At 43.2% G+C, this 16,494-nt stretch carries 11 protein-coding genes; 4 read left to right on the top strand and 7 right to left on the bottom strand.

Features of this window, described 5'->3' with window-relative positions; translation table 11 throughout:
* Positions 1 to 386 precede the first annotated feature (386 nt).
* The 3 genes from LT679_RS04910 to LT679_RS04900 are packed head-to-tail and all read left to right on the top strand — an operon-like array spanning position 387 to position 6,050.
* On the top strand, positions 387 to 1,277 hold the full coding sequence (locus LT679_RS04910; protein ID WP_232176094.1) for an inositol oxygenase: 891 nt from the start codon (positions 387 to 389) through the stop codon (positions 1,275 to 1,277).
* A gap of 52 nt (positions 1,278 to 1,329) precedes the next feature.
* Positions 1,330 to 4,362: a SusC/RagA family TonB-linked outer membrane protein gene (locus LT679_RS04905; RefSeq protein ID WP_232176092.1), complete on the top strand. Its 3,033-nt coding sequence runs from the start codon at positions 1,330 to 1,332 to the stop codon at positions 4,360 to 4,362.
* Between the two features lie 11 nt (positions 4,363 to 4,373).
* Positions 4,374 to 6,050, top strand: coding sequence for a RagB/SusD family nutrient uptake outer membrane protein (locus tag LT679_RS04900; protein ID WP_232176090.1), 1,677 nt, complete (start codon positions 4,374 to 4,376; stop codon positions 6,048 to 6,050).
* Positions 6,051 to 6,407: 357 nt separating this feature from the next.
* Here LT679_RS04900 and LT679_RS04895 read toward each other — a convergent pair whose 3' ends face one another.
* Positions 6,408 to 8,621, bottom strand: coding sequence for an alpha-N-acetylglucosaminidase (locus tag LT679_RS04895; protein ID WP_232176088.1), 2,214 nt, complete (start codon positions 8,619 to 8,621; stop codon positions 6,408 to 6,410).
* Between the two features lie 44 nt (positions 8,622 to 8,665).
* Entirely contained in the window at positions 8,666 to 9,886 is a 1,221-nt protein-coding gene (locus LT679_RS04890) for an acyltransferase family protein (RefSeq protein ID WP_232176086.1), read from the bottom strand.
* 204 nt (positions 9,887 to 10,090) lie between these two features.
* Here LT679_RS04890 and LT679_RS04885 point away from each other — a divergent pair, with 204 nt between their 5' ends.
* A complete protein-coding gene (locus LT679_RS04885) occupies positions 10,091 to 10,279 on the top strand; it encodes a hypothetical protein (RefSeq protein ID WP_232176084.1) in 189 nt (62 codons plus the stop codon).
* Positions 10,280 to 10,604: 325 nt separating this feature from the next.
* Here LT679_RS04885 and LT679_RS04880 read toward each other — a convergent pair whose 3' ends face one another.
* The 5 genes from LT679_RS04880 to LT679_RS04860 all read right to left on the bottom strand — a co-directional run.
* Positions 10,605 to 12,263 (bottom strand): glycoside hydrolase family 32 protein, encoded by a 1,659-nt coding sequence (locus tag LT679_RS04880; protein WP_232176082.1) that lies wholly within the window; start codon positions 12,261 to 12,263, stop codon positions 10,605 to 10,607.
* A 149-nt stretch (positions 12,264 to 12,412) separates the two neighbouring features.
* A complete protein-coding gene (locus LT679_RS04875) occupies positions 12,413 to 12,865 on the bottom strand; it encodes a DoxX family protein (RefSeq protein WP_232176081.1) in 453 nt (150 codons plus the stop codon).
* A 57-nt stretch (positions 12,866 to 12,922) separates the two neighbouring features.
* Positions 12,923 to 13,489, bottom strand: a complete 567-nt coding sequence (locus tag LT679_RS04870; protein ID WP_232176079.1) for a Crp/Fnr family transcriptional regulator — start codon at positions 13,487 to 13,489, stop codon at positions 12,923 to 12,925.
* A gap of 94 nt (positions 13,490 to 13,583) precedes the next feature.
* Positions 13,584 to 15,983, bottom strand: a complete 2,400-nt coding sequence (locus LT679_RS04865; protein ID WP_232176077.1) for an ABC transporter permease — start codon at positions 15,981 to 15,983, stop codon at positions 13,584 to 13,586.
* A gap of 292 nt (positions 15,984 to 16,275) precedes the next feature.
* Positions 16,276 to 16,494: hypothetical protein (locus LT679_RS04860; protein ID WP_232176075.1), on the bottom strand; the 219-nt coding region annotated here is incomplete at its 5' end.

Raw genomic sequence — 16,494 nt, 5'->3', positions numbered from 1 at the left:
TATGCTGCAACCAGGCGCAGCGCTATCTGTTTGCTAATTTAACAACATTGAATAAGGGTGCATCTGCGCCGGCTAACTTTTATAACGAAATCGTTTACTTATTTGCGGCAAATGGCTTCTATTTTCTTTTCGCTAATCATAGCCGGAGGGTAAGTGTACAATTTCCAAGTTCAGATAGGCCAACTCGTGAGTCAATCCGGATTGGAGGCCGTCTGTGTAGTTTGCTCACTACCAATCAGTATAGTTAAGTAAACGTTTACTTAACTATTTACTCATCATATTGATAAACATCATTTTAAAATTCTTCACATTAGCATTACGTACCAATTCAGTCAGACACTCTGATAACCGCAAATAGGATCTGTTTATTAAAAATTTTAATTGTGATGGATACACGCAATACTAACGCTATGCCTAACCAAGCTACGCCACTTGATAACCTGGATGAATGGGAGGATGATATTCTTCGCCGTTATCCTGATCCTTCAAAAATAAACGAAGACAAAAAGGAAGAGGCTTTCCGCAATTATGAGGAAACTGAAAAAGATGGCGTCAGAGAATTTTATCGCTTAAACCACCTGTACCAAACGTATGATTTTGTGCTTGAGCGCAAAGCCAAATACCTGAGCTTCGACAAAAAAACAATGCCTATATGGGATGCCTTTACTTTTTTGAACGAGCTGGTTGATGATTCTGACCCCGATACCGACCTTGACCAGATGCAGCACCTGTTGCAAACATCTGAAGCGATACGGAGAGACGGGCATCCGGATTGGATGGTGCTGGTAGGGCTGATACATGACATGGGTAAAGTACTTTGCCTGTTCGGCGAGCCACAATGGGCTGTTGTAGGCGATACCTTCCCGGTGGGCTGCGCTTTTTCAGACAAAATTGTTTACGCTGAATTCTTTAAAGAAAACCCTGATTACAACAACCCGAAATACAATACCAAGCTTGGTGTGTATACGGAGCATTGCGGTTTAGATAAAGTACATATGTCATGGGGGCATGATGAATATGTGTACCACATGATGAAGAACTACATTCCGGAACCGGGTTTGTATATGCTGCGTTATCATTCTTTTTATTCGCAGCACCGGGAGCATGCCTACAATCACCTGATGACCGAGCATGACCACAAGATGTTTGAATGGGTAAAATTATTTAACCCGTATGATCTGTATTCAAAAAATCCCAATCAAAAAAGCTGGCAGGAATTACGGCCTTATTATGAAAACCTGGTGGCCAAATACCTGCCTGCTACACTAAGCTTTTAATCAACATTACGAACACTTTAACACACTTTATGAACTTAAATTTACGCTAATTATGACATTAAATCTCTTTTGCAGCAAGGGCAAACTCGTGCCCTTATTACTGCTGCTTGCCCTGATTTTTAACATGCAATACACGTTTGCGCAGGATATCCGCGTTACGGGTACCGTAACGGATGCCAAGGGCGTATCAATTCCGGGTGCTACTGTAGTGGTAAAAGGAACTACAAAAGCAACCTCTACAAGTACAGATGGCAAATTTACCATCAGCGCCAAAAATGGCGACGTATTAACCATTTCATCAGTTGGTTATACCAACAAAGAAGTAGCTGTAACCAGCGAAAAAAATTACAGCATTACCCTTGCCGACGCCAACCAATCATTAAAAGAAATTGTGGTTGTGGGTTACGGCACCAGCTCGCGCAAAACGCTGTCGAGTTCTGTTAGCTCGGTTAAAGCTGAGGATTTGAACCGCGGTGCAATTGCTGATGTTGGCCAGTTACTGCAAGGTAAAGTACCGGGCTTAAACATTACCGCCAGCGGCGACCCTAACAAACCTGCAAGTGTTATTTTACGCGGCGCTTCAACGGTAAACAGCCCGGGCTCACCATTTTATGTGATTGACGGCATTCCGGGTGCAGATATCGCGGCCGTTGCACCTAATGACATTGTTACTATTGACGTACTTAAGGATGCTGCCGCTACCGCCATCTACGGTAACCGCGCCTCAGCCGGTGTAATTATGGTAACCACCAAACGCGGAAAAAAAAATTCATCTTTAGTGTCTTACAATGGTTACGCGGGTGTTGAAAAGGTCAGCAATCAGTTAGATTTGATGAATGCAGATGAAATACGTGCTTTTCTGGCAAAAAACAACACCGGCTTTTCTGCTAATAATGATTTGAATGCCAATACCGATTGGATGAAAGCCATTGAGCGCAGCTCTGCATTCTCTCAAAATCATAACATTTCATTTAGCGGTGGTTCTGAGCATGGAACTTACAGCGCCAGCGTTAATTATTTTGAAAAGAACGGTATTTTAAAAGGCAGTAAGTTAGAACGCGTAATTGGCCGTTTAGCTGTTGATCAGTATGCTTTGAACGATAAACTAAAATTCAGTTTAAACCTGTCAAATTCGGCAAGCAATTCTAACAACGTACCTTTACAAAACGTAGTATTATTACAGGCCGCCAAGCACTTACCTGTAAACCCGATATATAACGCTGACGGTACATATTATGAAAACTTTGGCAATACCGGTTATTTTAACCCGCTTGCAATTGCCAACAATGCAAAGGATGATACCAAGTACAATGTTTTATTAGGATCATTTATTACCGAGGCTAAATTGCCTTTCGGGTTTAGCTACAATGTAAATCTGTCATATCAAAAAACAACTGCTTCACGCGGCGAGTACTATAGCTCGTATTATAATGCTTACAGGGGCAACAGCTTTTACAACAATCCCGATCCTTCTATAGGTGTTTATCATACGCTGATTAACTTCGGCCAAAATGGTACAGCGTACCGTAGTGAGTTATCTGCCTCGGTTAAAACGCTTGAAACCTTTCTGAGCTGGGATAAACAGCTGGGCGATCATAAAATCAACGCGGTTTTAGGTTACTCCTATCAGCAAAACGTTGTTGGTGATGGTATCCAGGTATCAACCATTAACTTCCCTACGGATAATGTTGGCTATAATAACCTTGCACTATCTAACCCTTACGCGGTTGGCTCATACAGAATTAGCTTTGGCAACGATCGTGCTTACGGTAAAACCTTGTTAATTTCTGATTTTTTCAGGTTTAATTACAGCTACAAGGATAAATACCTGGTTCAAGGCTCTATCAGGAGAGATGGCAGCTCGGTATTTGGCATTAACAACCGCTGGGGTTATTTCCCTTCCGGAAGCGTTGCATGGCGCATTGCGCAGGAAGACTTCATGAAAGATCAGAAGTTTTTTAACGAGTTGAAACTCCGCGCAAGTTATGGTGTTACGGGTAACTCTTTCGGTATAGGAGCTTACACTGCGCAACTGCTTTACGGCGCTGTTGATAAATATTACAACAATGGTGTATTAGAAGCTGCATTAGCACCTATCCAGGGGCAAAACCCAGATTTGAAATGGGAGCGCACTGCCTCAACCAACATCGGTGTTGATTTTGCAATCGCAAATAATAAAGTAACCGGTTCAATTGATCTTTATAATAAGAAAACCTCTAACATGTTATTCAACTACCGCGTATCACCGGCTTTGGTTCCGGGTGGTAACATCAACGCGAACGGTGGTAGCATCAGCAACAAGGGTATAGAGGCAAGTGTTACGGTTAACGCGGTATCAAATAAAAACTTCAGCTGGTCAAGCACTATCAACGCTGCTTACAATAAAAATAAAATTACCAGCTTGGTTAGCCCTTATGCCAACGGCGACTCAATTTTATACACCTCGCCGGAAGGCCCGGGCCAGTCTGGCTCAACACTGCAAATACTAAAGGTTGGCTATCCGTTAGGCCAGTTCTTTACCTTTAGGTACGCAGGGAAAGATGCTGACGGCAACTCGCTGTTTTACAAAAGAGACGGCTCAACAACTAAACAGCCAACTACCGGCCAGGACTATTTCTATGCAGGTAGTCCGCAGCCAAAAGTGTTAATAGGCTGGAATAACTCGTTCCGTTACAAAAGCTTCGACCTTAATGTTTTTATAAGAGGCACATTGGGTAATAAGATATTTAACGCCACGCGTGCCGATCTGTCAAACACATCTGCCGCAAATGCTAACAATATTTTACGTTCAGCCTCGGATGATAAAATTACCGATACACGTAATTACTTTTATTCTGACAGGTATATCGAGAGCGGGTCGTACATAAGGCTGGACAACTCCTCTTTAGGGTATAATTTTATACAGCCAACCAAATCTATCAGTAACATACGGTTATACTTAACCGCAAACAACTTATTTGTTATTACAGGTTACAAAGGTGTCGATCCGGAGATTAACCAGGGCGGCCAGTCCCCAGGTATCGATTACAATAACTTTTATCCAAAAACGCGTACATTTTTATTGGGCGTAAACGTATCATTATAATTCATAGTAGCATGAAAAATATATTTTTAACTATCGCATCTGCTGTTTGCATAGCCGTAGTTTTATCCTCTTGCCATAAAACGGATGTTACGGTAGACACACAGCTCACCCCGGAGGTATTCCCGCAAACACCGGCTCAATACCAGGCTGTAACCGGTTCGGTATATGTAGCATTGAGATCTGATTATACTGGCGCGTACTTTTTTTCGCAAAGCCACACAACTGACGAAAACCTGTTAGGTATTTTTGGACCTGACTGGATTGACGGTAACAGGTACATGGAGCTACACCGCCATACCTGGACGAGAGATAACAGCGGTGTTAGTGCCATTTGGTATTATTATACTAACATGATAGGCGTTACCAACCAAACCCTGTCTATTTTTAAAAACGCGCCTGAAAGCGCTGCCAAAACAAACAGCATTGCCGAGTTGAGAACACTACGCGCGTTTGCCTATTATATAGGTATGGACAACTTTGGAGGCGTTCCCCTGGATACCGTATACGGAAACAAGGAGTTACAGCCGAGGGCTACCCGCACCCAGGTTTTCAATTTTATAGAAAGCGAGCTTAAGGCATCTATTCCAAACCTTAAATCAGATGTTACGGCGGCAACCTATGGTTTGGTAACCAAGTACTTTGCCTACTCGTTACTGGCTAAATTATATTTGAATGCCGACGTGTATACCGGAACCCAGCGTTACAACGATTGTATAGCAGCCTGCGATGAAATCATTAGCTCTAACAAGTACTCGGTAGAGCCTATGGCTTCTTACCTGCAAATGTTCTATCCAACTAACGGGCCGACAACTCAAAAAGAATTCATTTACGCCATTCCGTATGATGCTTCTACAAGTTCAGGAAATTTGATTTTTGCGAGATATAACCTTAACCGTAACCTGGGTATACGCTATGGATATTCAGGCTCAACAGCAGGTGGCTATACAAACCCGGTAATTAATCAAAGCACAGGTAATGGCCTGGCGAATAACAGGCCAAGTGGCCCATCAATGACCACCGCTGAATATTATGCCTATTTTAACGATCCTAACGATATTCGTAATAAACAATGGTTAACCGGCCAGCAATACTGGCAGGACGGAAGCCCTATTATGGTAAGCACCACAAATGTTGGTTACAACCAGTTTTATAACGGGCCAAACCCTAATGATAAAATTGTTTATCCATTGGTGTTAAGCCAATTAACATTCAGGCCACGTGCCGGCACTAACTCTGATTATGATTTAGGCCGTGATGAAATTGCCTGGAATACCGGTTACCGCAATAATAAGTTCATTGCTGATTATACGAACACCATTAACCGTGCCCAAGGCAACGATTTCCCTGTATTCCGTTATTCAGACATTTTGTTAATGAAAGCTGAAGCCATTTTACGTGGCGGTGCCGCAACCTCAGGGGCTACGCCAGTATCTTTGGTAAACCAGATCAGGGCTAACCGCACTACGTCTGAGCCCTTGACTTCAATAAACTTAGACGGTGTTTATGCAGAGCGTGTAAGAGAATTAGCTTATGAAGGATGGCACCGAAATGATATGATCCGTTTTGGTAAATATGAGGGCACATGGGGTTTAGGTAAAACCAACGCCGATACATATCGCCGTATATTCCCGATACCAACTTCCGGTTTTCAAACAAATACTAAGCTTACACAAAATCCTGGTTATTGATTAATGATATCAGTTGATTTAGATTGGTTGGGGGAGAGCAGCAATGCTTTCCCCCTTTTTTTGCGTTATGATATCTTAATCTGCGTGCAATACCATTTTATAAATTACGCGCTAAACTTTTAGCAAAGATTATTTCTATGTGGCAGTTTAGTTTTTTTAACTTACGGCATTATCTACGCTTGCTTTACCACAAGCATTTTAAATCATACCGTACCGACCAGCACTTTATGCAATTATCCGCCAATTGCTTCCAACTATGTGCAATTACCTCGATCATTTTAACCTAAGTCAATAAGAAAGGGTCAACTCAAAATTGAATTGACCCCGGTACTTAAGTTTTAATATTTAGTGTGCCGATTAATTGTTTATATAAGCCTGAGTGATGGTAGGCCAATACTTGTTGTAAAGCAGGCGTGCCTGCACCACACTGTTACCCTTAGGCTGTGCCGGATAATCCTTACGGGCTGTTACCCAGTTCCATTCCCAATCTTTAATCTGGTTATTAAAATCATCCTGGCTAAAATCTGCCTTACCCTGGATATCAAGCGTTAATTGCGCAAAATATTTTTCCCAGCGAGGCTTGTAAAAGTCTGATAGCAAGCCGCTCCATTGGCGGCAGGCATATTCATATAACGGGCAGTTTTTATCGCCCCAAAGTGTAATCAAGTTTTTGGCATTCTGCTCATATAGCGCTTTCTCGGCAGGTGTTACTCCGCAATTGCGGGCACCTGCCACCCAGGCACCTAACAGAAAGTCTTTGCGGGTTGCCAGCAGTTCATCCATATCATTAATAAGTGTTATAAACTGGCCGCTGTATTTTTTAAAATCAGCTTCGTTTTTATCACGATAAGCTTTCACCCACTTTTGCTGAATGTTGAGCGCATAGTTTGCCAGTACCTGCCGGGTAACGTCAACCAGGTCATACTGAAAGCCATCGCTGCCCTTCAATTCCGGCGAAGCAAGAATCAGGCCCTGCCAAGCCGGTAGTAAATCCTGCGGTTTGTAGTTCAACTTTGTAGCTGCCCAGCGCGCAAAGCTGTCAAGCCGTGGCCGTGCCTGTATAATTGATTCGGCACCGTCTCTGATATACCTGTCTGCCGGTACTGAATAAGCCGTTTTGTGCAGTACATTCCAGGCTTTAAGCGCCTGTGCATTGTTTTTACCATAGCGGTTACGCACATATTTCGGCAACCACTCGCTTATGTTAATTGGCTTGTTACGCCAGGTATTATCCGTAAATAGCTCATATATAACCGGGTTTTGCTCAATGCCTTCCATAGTTAAGCCAATACCCATCATGTTACCGCTGTTAGGATCGGCCAGGGCCTGCGCCGGCCCCGTGGCAGCGCCATCAAGCCTGCCAAATAAATTGGTATTACCGCCAAAATTGTTCAGCATGTTCCAGATCCAGGGCTTGCCGTAAAACGCGCTGGTACGTTTCCAGATCGGTTCAATTTCGGCCGCCAAGTCCAGTATAATCATTTTGTTATCAGGCACGGCTTTCAGCAGTGCTTCTGTTTGCGGGGCTTTCCAAAACTTTCTGTCGCTGTAAAACAACCAGCCCTGCATCACCCAAACCGCGGCTGTATCAGCCTGGTGCATACCATCATATACCCGGGCGCTTAGTTTGCTCAGATATTCCGGATCATCAGACGGCGGTTCATTTTCATTAAAGGTATCAGCGCTGTAAAAATGATCTGTTCCGAGTAATTGTGTTTGTTTCTGCAAAAACAGCTTACCTATACGCGCAAACATCGGGTCTTCAGAATCAAGAATGTAGGTATCAGCAAATCCGTTGTTCCAATTGGTAGTTTTTAGCTTAGCTGCGGGAAACCTGTTTTTGAAGCTGGCGGGTACGTGCCCGGTAAAAGCAGGCAGCACAGGCTTCATTCCGAGCGCGCGCTGGCGCGCCACAATTTTTTTTTGCAGCTCCATGTGGCTTTGCATCCAATGTAACGGAAGTGGGCCTCCCCAGCCGTCGACATTGCCCATCCAAAACCACGAAAAATAAGCCGGACCGGTAAAAAAGCCCTTTAAATCTTCATCGGTAAACCCTAAATCTTTGTAAACAAGGTACCAGGTATATTCTTCGCCCGTGATAGCCAGCGGCATGTTTATGCCGTGCATCGCCATCCAGTCAATCTCCTTCTCCCAGCGTTTCCAGTCCCACCAGCTCATGCTGTAGTTAAAAGTGCAGTAATTCAGGTTATAGCGCAGCTTATAAGGCGTGGTTTTTACCACTTTGGCAGGCACCTTTGGCAATACAGCCGGCAACTTAAGGTTGGTGCCGTTCCATGTGATCTGGCAATGAGCATATTCCGTTAAGTAATAATATAGTGCCGATGCCACAGCCACCCCGTTGTTACCACGCAGCACAATACGATTATTGCGGCTTTCTATTTCGAAGCCATCTGTTTTTTTCCCTTTAAGTTGCTCCACGCTGAATTTCTGAGCGTGCGCGGGCAATGTTCTCTTTATAAGGGCGTAGGCCTGCTCTTCCATTGTTTGTGCAAAAGCCAGCCCGTGTACAGCGGTTAAGGCCAGGCAAGCAACAAGTTTTTTTATAACCATATAGAAAACGTAAATAGTTTATTAATGCGGCCAACCATGCCGTTTTATAATTTCAGAAATATTTTATGCCGGTATAAAAACCGTAGCAGCAGCAGTTGAATTAACAGTACTCCAGTCCACAAAATACTGCGGTGCCACAGCGGATCCACATATTTTAGCACACCATCCAATAAAAATTGTGAGGTAGATAGAAAGTTTACCAAGCCATGCGCGGCCAGGTAAATAAGTATGGAATTTGTACCGATCCAAACAAAAGGGCGGCACCACTTTTGCCAGCCGCCAACGTCAATAACTCCATAAAAAAGACCGAATAAAATTAAACTCCAGCCCCCTGCGTATATTGTGAAAGCACTGGTCCACATGTTTTTGTTAATCGGGAAATAAAAATTCCAGCCTAAACCCGTAATAACAAATAGTAAGCCCGCAGCCAATATCGCCAGCATTTTATTCACCGGAGTAAATTGCGTACCCTGACAACGCAGAAACGTGCCGGTGAATATTCCCAGTAATGCGGTTGCTATAGCCGGTATGGTAGATAGCAGACCTTCGGGATCATACACCCCTCTGTGAAGTTTGCCTGGCAGCATAATCCGGTCAACATAAGCCGAGAGGTTCCCTGCAGGGGAGTAATTACCCGCACCATATCCGGGCACCGGCACCAGTGCCATAAGCGCCCAATAGCCAAGCAGTATTATAACAAACCAGGTAATTTGCCAGCGTAAATTGAATTTTAAATAAATGAGGGCGGCAAAAAAACATGCCAGGCCAATGCGGCCAAGCACGCTGGCAAATCTGGTGTGTTCATACCCGGCAAACTTAAGCCCACCGTTAACCACCATGCCCAGCAACAGCAGCAGCAGGGTTCGGCGCAACAGGCTGCCGTACTCGCGCTGGGTCGGGTTTAGCAAACCCGTTTCCTTATTACGCAGCCTGCTATAAGAAAAAGGCATAGAAACGCCCGCAATGAAGATAAAAAGCGGAAAGATAAGATCGTAAAATGTAAAGCCGTTCCAAACGGTGTGGTGTAACTGATTACTTATGGCTACGGCTATCTTTTCCAAAAAAGACAGCCGCCCATCCGCATAAATTTGCCAGTTAGTCGGGTTACGAAAAAGACCGTATTTATGCTGCACAACGTCTGCAAAGCCATGAAATATTTCTTCCCCGCTTATTATCCAGAACATATCAAACCCGCGCAATGCATCAAGCGACAGTAGTCGCGCCGGTTTTTTTGAGTCATTGTTTTCAGTGGGTGCAATCAACATTTTACTGGAGAGAACAACGCGTAAAATTTAAACTCAAACCGGAAATTCCAGATGGATAATACCGGTTAACCTTGCCTGTTAAAAAGACCCGTTTAAGTATGCGTTGAGCAATTTTGTTTGTATTGCTAAGATGTAAATTTGTTTGAACTTTATATCCTAACAGCTACATAAAAAGTAAGTAAACGTTTACGCTCGTGAAAAGACGTGTTAAAGGATGTTATTGGAGCTTGGGTTAAGGCGGCAAACAATCACGATCTGCGTTTTGGAGTAAGCGTACACGCGGCGCATGCGTGGAGTTGGATGGAAACCGCGCAGCGGGCTGATAAAAACGGACCCTATGCCGGCGTATCTTACGACGGCAAATTACCAATGCCGATGGTGCCGGAAAAATGATGGCAGGGAGAGGCCCCGCAGGAATTATATGTTCAAAATCACCCTTTAAGTAAAACAACCAGTATAACGGCAGGATTCATAGCCGTTATCATTTAAAACAAGGGTAATGTGTGTAGAACTTGAAGGTTATTCGGAAGAGGAGATTGAAGAAATGCGCCATGTTATAGAAATGAAAAGATGATTATATAGAATTCGACCTCTATTTCTTAATTTCCTGTTTAACAGCTGATTGAAACGTTTGGTGCAGGCATATAATAAACAACCCCGACCAAAGGTTGGGATTGTTTATTATATTTTTATCAGCTGTAAACTTATCAGTTCTTACCTACTCCCAAATGGATTTAACGGTGTACACTTCCAGGTTCTTCACATCGATGTTGTTACCCCAAAAATGAAATCCTTCGGTATTCTTAGCATCCGGCTTGCGCTGCATGGAGTAGGAGTAGGCGCCGTTGTCAATAAATACCTCGATGGAGGTTCTGTCTATATAAATGTCGGCGCTTAGTTCCATGCTGGTCATATCATCAGGCGAATAAAATACACTGTTAATGGTATTGTAGTTCATATCATAATCAATGATACGCTGGCCAAACAGGTTAAGCCCGGCGCTTGTAGCGTGGGATAATTTGATAGTTGTTTTAATACGCAGGCGATCGTTGTTGTTGTTGTTGTTGTAGGCTTTTAGTTGATCATTAGCCGCGGCCTCTTTCAGGTTTGTCCATTGGCCCACTTTTTCAAACAGTTGTTCGGTTTCCTTAATAGGAGTGCTAAACAACCGCACGCCATTTTTTGTAGTTTTTAGCGTCAATTCAGTAGGTAATAACATGATGCCGTTAAATGGCATACCAGGGTGTGAGAGGCGACCCCAGCCAATCTGTATCCTGCGGCCATCATTATCGGGTATATTGGTAAAAGTTTGCGCGGCGTAAATGGTACCAGTACTAAAATAATGCTTGCCCGATTCCGGAGTGAACTTTTTACCATCAAACGAGCCGATCATGTAGGTGTTTGAGGCGCCATACATTACCCATTTGGTTTTGCTTTTGTCGCCGTCAACCGGTAGTTCAAACAGGTCGGGGCATTCCCAAAAACCGGTGGTATGGCTTTGGTAAGTCCAGTCCTTTAAATTAGTAGAGTTATAGATAGAGTGTCCGTCGCGCTCATTCAGGGCCATTACCCAATGTTTGCCCGGCGCGTACCAAAACACCCGTGGGTCGCGTGTATCCTGGCTGTTCCATTTTTCTTTTGAATCAATTAGCGGGTTGCCTTTGTATTTTGTCCAGGTACGGCCCTTATCGAGGCTATAAGCCATGCATTGTACTTGTTTGCCATGTCCGTCAACCGTGTAGGTAGCTATCATAGCAGGTGTTTTGCCTTTGTTAAAGCCTGCCGTGTTATTATAGTCGATGACAGCAGAGCCTGAGAACATAGTACCCATATCGTCCGGACTAAGCGCTACCGGCAGTTCCTGCCAGTGGATCATGTCCTTACTTACCGCGTGCCCCCATGACATGTTTTCCCACTCACGTTCGTACGGGTTATACTGATAGAATAAGTGATATTCGCCCTCGTAGAATATCATTCCGTTGGGGTCATTTATCCAGCCACGGCGGGTGGTGAAGTGAAACTGCGGACGGTTCTTTTCGTGGTACATGGAGTCCTGCCCAGCAATTTTATCATCCTGGTAAATTTTTGACAGTCCGGCGTTATCACCCTCATAACTGATGGTTACGGTTTTTCCCTTTAAGTTACTTACGTCGCAAAATACCCAATACTCTGGTTCGCCGCTGGCCAGGCGTATCTTAAACTCACGCTCCTTTTTGCCACAAACAGTAAACTTCATGTTGCTGCGTTGCTGTGCTTGTGATACCGGCAGATTTAAATACCGCTTAGTAATTTTAATGGGTAAATCCGCAGCCTGTAATTGCAACACACTGCAAGCTGTAAGGCAGCAGGTAAGTAATGATTTAGTGAATATGGTCATCGTTTAATTTAATTAACAGCGTTTATCTGACTTCGTTTAGTTGTAAACCTTAAGGTTTAGTTTATCAGAGATCAGGCAAGGCTTTTTAATGCTAATTGGTTTTAGCGTAAAAGTAATAAAATTACACAGCTGAGAGGCATTAGTCTTGATTATTTGCTGATGGCGAAAAAGTAAGTCCACCAGATAAAAAGTATTTGTAGCGGTATCCTGAACCAGAGGTAATTTAAGCCGTTGCCGTTAAAAGTTGCTTTTTGATAATCCACCTTGTTGATCGCCGCGTAGATGTTTGATGGAAGTATCAATATCAGGAAAAAGATAAGGAGCCAGGCGGCAGGCGTCCGCCAGGAGGGAATTAACAGGGCGATAGCAAAAACAATTTCTAGTATGCCGGTTGCATAAACAAGCTCACGCCTGAGCGGTATAAATGATGGGATCATCATCACCATGCCTTTTGTGAATGCAAAATGTCCGCCTGCGGTAAACAGCAACATTATGGAGAGCGCGATGGTGCCTGAAAGGTTAATATTAAAATCAGCCGATGTTATTTTATACACGATGCAACTAATAGCAAAAACAGCCAGCAGTATAAATAATGGTTTCATTAAATTTTTTTTTCTGCAAAGCTCGGTAGCCATTGGTTAAAAGGCAATGAACCTGGGTTAAGAAATACGCTTACGTATACGGCTTAAGGCCTGCGGCGTAATACCGATGTATGAGGCGATGTATTTTAAAGGGATTTGCCGGATAAGGTTTGGCCGCTCCTTAAACAATTTAAGGTACCGTTGTTCCGCGCTATCTTTCAATAATGATAGCTCTCTCGCCGATTTGATCAGAAATAGCTTTTCACCCGCGTGTCTGCCCATCAGGTTGCCGGTTTGCGTTGTTGCGTAAACAGTTTGCAGGTCATCGTAACTGATACGCCATAATACGGTTTCGCTAAGTGTCTGTACGGCATAAGTACAGGGCGCGCGGGTCAAAAACGAATCGTAAGCGCTCACAAACTCACCATCAAAACTGAACCCGAAGGTGATCTCCTTATCTATGCCCGGCATAAAAAACCGAACGATGCCTTTCTCGATAAATGACAAATGGTTTTCTGTTTTACCCTCGCTTAATATCAGGCTGCCCTTGGTAAATTCCCGCTTTTTTAAAAACGAGGCAAACACATGCCAATCATGGTCAGTCATTTTTGATTTTAACTCCAGCTGTTTCCTGATTTGTTCCATTTGGCAAAATCAAACTATTTGAATGCTTCGTAAATTGCAAAAAAAGGCCGGCTTGTAAACATGCCGGCCTGTCTAAAATAAAAACTAAACTGAACTATTCGCTTCTTAAACTCTTTACCGGATTAACCATCGCGGCTTTTATAGCGTGCGAGCTAATGGTTAGCAATGCAAAAGCTACTGCCGTAATGCCAGCTACTATAAACGGTAAAGCGGTTACATTTATACGGTAGCTAAATTCCATCAACCATTTGTTCATCAGGTACCATGCTACCGGGGATGCTATTACGATAGATATCACCACCAGCTTTAAAAAATCAGTAGTCAGCAAACGTGTAATGCCCGATATACTTGCGCCAAGTACTTTGCGGATACCAATTTCTTTGGTACGTTGCTCGGCAATAAAGGCTGCAAGCCCGAACAATCCAAGGCATGCCACAAAAATTGCCAGGATTGAAAATACCGTAGCCGTACGCGCCATTATTTGCTCTGAAGCATACATGCTTTCAATATGGTTATCCAGAAACTGGTACTCAAAGCTCGAATTAGGCATGTCAGTTTTAAACTTGCTCTGCAATTGCTTTATAAAGGCGGCAAGATTGCTCGTGTTATATCTTACCAATAGCGTTTTTATCGATTCGGGCGCAGCCAACATATTATAATATACGTAACCGCCTATTTCACTTTTTAACGATTGATAATTGAAATCCTTCACCACACCGGTAACAACCGACCGTGCACCCATCTCGCTATGGATGTATTTACCAACGGCATCCTGTGGTGTTTTAAAGCCAAGGTACCGGGCAACCGTTTCATTTATTAAAGTATAGCAAGTGCTGTCACCTTTGGCAATTTCGGTCGGCAGGGTAGTGCCGGCTAACAGTTTTAACCGCATGGTTTTTACAATGGATGCATCGGTATGGCAAGTTTTTACCGGTATGGCTTCCTTTTCATTAGCAGTTTTACTTACACTCCTGCCGCTTTCTACATCGCCGGGAATAGATTGCACTTCCGAAAAGCTTTCAACACTGCTCATGCTCCTTAAATCATTGGTTAATGCTGCTAACTGCTGCTTATTCTGCGCCGACTTAATATCGAGCGCTAATACACCGTTTGGATTGTAACCCAGGTCGCGGTTTTTTATATAACGGATTTGTTGGTAAATCACCATAACCGAGATGATAAGCACGATGGACGATGCGAATTGAAATACAACCAGCGACCGGCGCATAACATCAGCAAAAGAATGTTTAAGCTTCAGCTTGTTCATCAGTACCAAAGGCGATATGCTTGCCATTGAAAATGCAGGGTAGCTGCCCGCCACCAGTGTAACTACTATCCAGGTAATTAACAAGCCGATAAGCACCGGCATCGATAGAAATGCCGAAGAACTTAAACCGATACCTGTAATGTTTTCAAACGTTGGTTTTAATGCAAAAGCCAAAATGTAGCCTATTGTAATAGCTATTAGCGAGAGCAGGGCTGTTTCTGTATAAAATAAGGCAAGCAGGTTATTGGTTCCGGCTCCCAAAACCTTATTGACCCCAACACCCTTTGCTCGCTTTTGCGACCGGGCGGTTGCAAGGTTCATATAGTTAATACAGGCGATAAATAATACTAATGCTGACAGGAACATTAATGATTTTACCATGCCGATGCTGCCCACACGGCTTGTGTAGCCTTCCCGTATATCAGCAGAATAAAGGTGAATGTCTGTTAGCGGTTGTAAAAAAAAACGCTGAAAATATTTGTCTTCAGGCTTTACGTTTTTATCTATTAAAGCCGTTGCCTCTCGCTGCACCTGGGCAACGTTGGCTCCTGGCTGTAGCAGACAGTATGTTTCGTAACTGGCATTGCTCCAATAAACATCCTTACCGGCCCATGTATCCATAATATTATAGATCATGTTACAATCAATAGTACTGTTAGCAGGTAAATCGGCGTATACACCCGATACATGCAGCGTATCGCGGTTGTTTATATAAATTATTTTGTCAACCGCCGACTGGCTTCCATATAACCTTTGTTTTGTAGATTGAGAGATTACAATTGATTTAGGCTGAGCGAAAGCCGTTTTAACGTTTCCTTCCAAAAATTTAACGTCAAAAATGTTGAACACGGTAGAGTCCGCCATGTACAGGCGTTTTTCTGTAAAATTTTTATCATCAGTTTTAAGTGATACGCTCGCGCCAAAGTCGTGCTTGATCAGTCGCGTGGCCGATTTAACCTGCGGAATGTTCTGCACCATTGCCGGGCCAACTGAATTTGGCAACTGTGCCCACACCTTATAGTTGTAATCGGCTGTAGTTTGCATATTAACCCGATAAATGTTTTTCGCGTTCTTAAACATACGGTCAAAACTTAGCTCGTAAAACACATAAGCAAACAAAGTGATACAAACGCAAATGCCAATAGCAAGTCCGGCCACATTAAGGCCTGTAAAAAGCTTGTTATTTAGCATGTTACGCCAGGCGATTTTGATGAAATTTTTAATCATGATAGGGTAACGCTTAATGGGTTATACAGTACGCAGTTTTTAATGAGCCGCGCGTTAGTATCATTGCCAAAACTTGTGCCTTTATGGTAACTTATTGTAAGACAGTGTTTTTTAATTATATGCTGATATTTAGATGTTCGGTTATGATACATTGGATGTTCGATTTCGAATGTTATCTACTATAATACGAAGCAACTAAGCTGTAATAATTTAGCGGAATACCCCTGTGTTTTTGAATTTTCAATATTGTTTGCCTTGCTGCTAAAATTTTTCTCCCTGATGCACAGCATGTTTAAACGGGTATAAGACGAAAAGGGCGGTTATGATTTGGAACGGCGGTTAAAAGGCGTACCTTTGCAGCCGCTTTGATAGATAAAGCGAGTGTTATTTGAAAGTTAGGCAAAGGTAAACAGAGGGGGGTTGAAGGAAAGCTTGAAAGAGCAATCCGGAGACGAATAAAAGCAAGGAAAAATTCAAAAAATTTTTCTTGCGGAAATGATAAATAAAGTTG

The sequence above is a fragment of the Mucilaginibacter roseus genome, from assembly GCF_021215455.1.
Classification (GTDB): Bacteria; Bacteroidota; Bacteroidia; order Sphingobacteriales; family Sphingobacteriaceae; genus Mucilaginibacter; species Mucilaginibacter roseus.
The sequence above is the reverse complement of the archived record's forward strand: the minus strand, read 5'-3'. Positions and strand labels throughout refer to the sequence as shown.